The 3,626-nt window shown below is 70.4% G+C and carries 6 protein-coding genes; 4 read left to right on the forward strand and 2 right to left on the reverse strand.

The window, feature by feature from the left end; all coding sequences use genetic code 11:
- Positions 1–295 (reverse strand): hypothetical protein (locus BKE38_RS22235; RefSeq protein WP_207553641.1); only part of this gene is annotated, 295 nt, incomplete at its 3' end.
- Positions 296–426: 131 nt separating this feature from the next.
- Here BKE38_RS22235 and mtnA point away from each other — a divergent pair.
- From mtnA to BKE38_RS22250, 4 genes are all read left to right on the forward strand, one after another.
- Positions 427–1,533: an S-methyl-5-thioribose-1-phosphate isomerase gene (mtnA, locus tag BKE38_RS22240; RefSeq protein ID WP_076959426.1), complete on the forward strand. Its 1,107-nt coding sequence runs from the start codon at positions 427–429 to the stop codon at positions 1,531–1,533.
- 130 nt (positions 1,534–1,663) lie between these two features.
- A complete protein-coding gene (locus BKE38_RS30550; RefSeq protein WP_083747774.1) occupies positions 1,664–2,077 on the forward strand; it encodes a peptidoglycan-binding domain-containing protein in 414 nt (137 codons plus the stop codon).
- Positions 2,078–2,145: 68 nt separating this feature from the next.
- Entirely contained in the window at positions 2,146–2,421 is a 276-nt protein-coding gene (locus BKE38_RS30555; RefSeq protein ID WP_131829684.1) for a hypothetical protein, read from the forward strand.
- Between the two features lie 104 nt (positions 2,422–2,525).
- Positions 2,526–3,371: a transporter substrate-binding domain-containing protein gene (locus BKE38_RS22250; protein ID WP_076959427.1), complete on the forward strand. Its 846-nt coding sequence runs from the start codon at positions 2,526–2,528 to the stop codon at positions 3,369–3,371.
- Positions 3,372–3,385: 14 nt separating this feature from the next.
- Here the strand turns inward: BKE38_RS22250 and BKE38_RS32925 are convergent.
- The coding region (locus tag BKE38_RS32925) for a hypothetical protein (protein WP_207553642.1) at positions 3,386–3,626 on the reverse strand (241 nt) is incomplete at its 5' end.

Here is a 3,626-nt window from a genome sequence, read left to right on the forward strand (position 1 = left end):
ACCCCCACCCGCCGGCCTCATGCCAGGCCATGGCCGCCAGCAGCGCGGTGGCTGCCGCCAGCCAGGGCCAGAGCAGGCGCCCTGACCAGCGGCCAAGCGCCAGCATCAACGAGACCGGCAGCAGCAGCGCCCCCGTCATCCCCAGCGCGTAAGGCCCCGGCGCGGTCAGCCAGCCCGGCAGGCCGCGCGGCGCATCGAGCAGCAGCAGGTGCAGCGCGATGCCCTGCCCCAGCCCGATCGCCGGCAGCAGGGCGGCGGCGCGGCTCATCGGGGGCACGGTGGTGTCGGAAGGCATCAGCGGGTCGGCTCCAGCTCGGGTCTCCCCCACGCTTGTCGCATGACGCGGGGGGCAGGAAACGACTATATGCGCATGCCACGCCTTCCCCACCCCGCCCGCGCGCGGCCACACGGACGGAGACTGCCCGCATGAAGATCGACGGTGTTCCCTATCGCAGCGTCTGGGTCGACCCCGAGGATGGCTGGTCGGTCCGCATCATCGACCAGACGCGGCTGCCCTGGACGGTCGACATCCTGCGGCTGACCGACGAGAAGCAGGTGGCCCATGCCATCAAGTCGATGCAGGTGCGCGGCGCGCCGCTGATCGGCGCGGTCGCCGCCTATGGGCTGGCGCTGGCCCTGAAGCGCGACGCCTCCGACGCCGCGCTGGAGAGCGTGGCCGCCATGCTCGGCCGCACCCGGCCTACGGCGATCAACCTGCGCTGGGCGCTGGCCCGCATGCTGGACGCGCTGCGCCCGGTGCCGGCCGGGCGCCGCGCCGATGCCGCCTATGCCGCCGCCGCCGCCATCGCCGAGGATGATGTCGAGACCTGCCGCGCCATCGGCAGCCACGGCCTGCCCCTGCTGCAGGAGATCGCGGCGCGGAAGCCGGGCCAGCCGATCAACGTGCTGACCCATTGCAACACCGGCTGGATCGCGACGGTCGACTACGGCACCGCGCTGTCGGTGGTCTACCAGGCGCATGACGCCGGCCTGCCGGTGCATGTCTGGGTGGACGAGACCCGGCCGCGCAACCAGGGCTCGGCGCTGACCGCCTGGGAGCTGGGCAAGCATGGCGTGCCGCACACGGTGGTGGCCGACAATGCCGGCGGCCATCTGATGCAGCATGGCCAGGTCGACATCGTGCTGGTCGGCACCGACCGCGTCACCCGGCAGGGCGACGTGGCGAACAAGATCGGCACCTACCTGAAGGCGCTGGCCGCGCATGACAACAACGTCCCCTTCTGGGTCGGCCTGCCGCATTCGACGCTGGACATGAGCGTGAGGGACGGCGTGAAGGAAATCCCGATCGAGGAGCGCGACGCGCGCGAGGTGCTGGAAGTCACCGGCCAGACCTGGGATGGCCGCATCGAGACGGTGCGCACCGCAGCCCCCGGAAGCGCCGGCGCCAACCCCGCCTTCGACGTGACCCCGGCCCGGCTGGTCACCGGCCTGATCACCGAGCGCGGCCGCTGCGACGCCTCGGAGGCCGGGCTGCTGGGCCTCTACCCGGAATTCGCCGCCGCCGCGGCGTGAGGCGAGAAGGGCCGCATCTCCCCCGGGGATGCGGCCCTTTCCTTCCGGCAGGACGGCGCGGCTGGCGATCGCGCTTCCGATCCCGGAACGATCCATGATCGGCTGAGGCCCCTCCCCGAGACCTGCCGACATGCGCACCATCGCCCTGTCCGCCCTCGCCGAGGCGCAGCCGCTCCACACCCTCGCCTTCGAGCCGCTGCTGGAGCTGCAGCGCGGGCTGGGCCTGCTCGGCGACGGGGTGCGCGAGCTGGACGGGCAGTTCGGCCCGCGCACCCGCAATGCCCGGGCCGAGTTCAAGGTCGGTTGCGGCGCGACGCCCGATGGCAATGTCTCCGCCGTCGCAGTGGGCGAGCTCTGCCGCCAGGTGGTGGTGGTGGAGGACATCGGCCGCCCCGACTTCGCGACGCGCGAAGGCACCATCGAGGCGATCATCGCCGCCTGCCGCCGCCATCGCCTCGGCCTGAAGCAGCAGATCGCCCATGTCCTGGCCACCATCGAGCACGAGACCCACCGCAGCTTCCTGCCGGTGCGCGAGGCCTGTTGACTGGGCGAGCCACGCGCCGGGGCTATCGCCGCGCGTTGCGCTACTCTCCTTATTATGGGCGCGGCTACGTGCAGCTGACCTGGAAGGACAACTTCCTGTCCTACGACAGAGTGCTGGAACGCGACCTGGGCAGCGGGCCGGACTCTGCCATGGACCCGGCCATCGCCCTCTTCGTGCTGGTCCACGGCCTCAAGACCGGCGCCTTCACCATCCGCAAGCTGGCCGACTTCGTGAGCGAGCGCGGCTGCGGCGACGTCAACGCCCGGCGCTGCATGAACGGACTGGACCGCGCCGAGGCGATCGCCGGCCTCGCCCGCGACTTCGAGGCGCAACGGCGCGACTGAGGGCTGGCGCTCGGCGCCCAGGCGTTGCACGCTTCTTGCAAACCAAGCGGCCATTCCGGCCGATAACCCGGCCCCATGGCCGGTCCCAGGGAGAGTCTCCGCCTATGCGTTCCTTTGCCCTTGCCCTGTTTTGCGCCCTTCCGCTCGCTTTGGCGGCAGCGCCGGGCAATGCCCAGCCCCAGCCTCTCCGCTCCGCGGTCGACGGCACCTTCGCCCCGCATGCCTTCCCCAAGCTCGACGGCGGCGTCCAGGGCTTCAACGTCGACCTGTTCACCGAGGTCGCGCGCCGCATGGGCCGGCCGATCACCATCGACAGCGCCAGCTTCTCCGGCCTGGTGCCGGCGCTGAACGCCGGCCGCTACGACTTCCTTGCCGCCCCGGTCACCGTGACCGCGGAGCGCGCCGAGAACCTGCTCTTCACCGAGGGCTACCTCTACACCGAATTCCAGTTCGGCATCCGCAAGGGCGGCACGCCGATCACCAGCCTGGCCGACCTGCGCGGCAAGGCCATCGCGGTGAACAAGGGCTCGGCCTACGATGCCTGGGCGCAGAAGAACGCGGCGACCTACGGCTTCACCGTGCAGACCTTCGACAGCCAGCCCGACGCCGTGCAGGCGGTGGTGACCGGCCGGGTCTTCGCGACGCTGGGCGGCAACACCACCATCCGCTACGCCGCCACCCGCACGCCGATGCTGGTGCCCGACTTCACCATCAAGGAAACCCGCGCCCACTGGGCCGCGCCCTTCCGCCGCGACAACGCCGAGCTGCGCAACGCGGTCGAGAACGTGCTGGAATGCATGAAGAAGGATGGCTCGCTGGCCGCCCTGTCGGAAAAGTGGTTTGGCGTGAAGCCGGCGGCCGACGACGCCGAGAACACCGCCTTCCCGGGCTACGGCGTCCCGGGCCTGCCGGGCTACGACCCGACGCCGCATGAAGTGCGGTGCAACTGAGAGAGAAGACAGGGTTAAGGCTGGGGGAATGAATTCCCCCAGGCCCCCTTCTTTTTTCTGTTTTGTTGGCCGTTTGACGGGCAGCGCCTGATCACAGGCGACACCAGGGTGTCCCGGCGGGACGCCTCATATGAAAACAACGCGTCCTTGAAGGTCGCGCTGCCGTTCAGTGCCGTGTCCCGCGTTGCCACGAGCGCGCGGCAGCACTGAAAGAAAAAAGAAGGGGTCGAGGGGAATTCATTCCCCTCGCCTACC

Source organism: Teichococcus deserti, from assembly GCF_001982615.1.
Classification (GTDB): Bacteria; Pseudomonadota; Alphaproteobacteria; order Acetobacterales; family Acetobacteraceae; genus Pseudoroseomonas; species Pseudoroseomonas deserti.

Coding starts and splice junctions, on each gene's coding strand:
- mtnA (WP_076959426.1), top strand. CDS start 427: ATGAAGATCGACGGTGTTCCCTATCGCAGCGTCTGGGTCGACCCCGAG.
- BKE38_RS30550 (WP_083747774.1), top strand. CDS start 1,664: ATGCGCACCATCGCCCTGTCCGCCCTCGCCGAGGCGCAGCCGCTCCAC.
- BKE38_RS22250 (WP_076959427.1), top strand. CDS start 2,526: ATGCGTTCCTTTGCCCTTGCCCTGTTTTGCGCCCTTCCGCTCGCTTTG.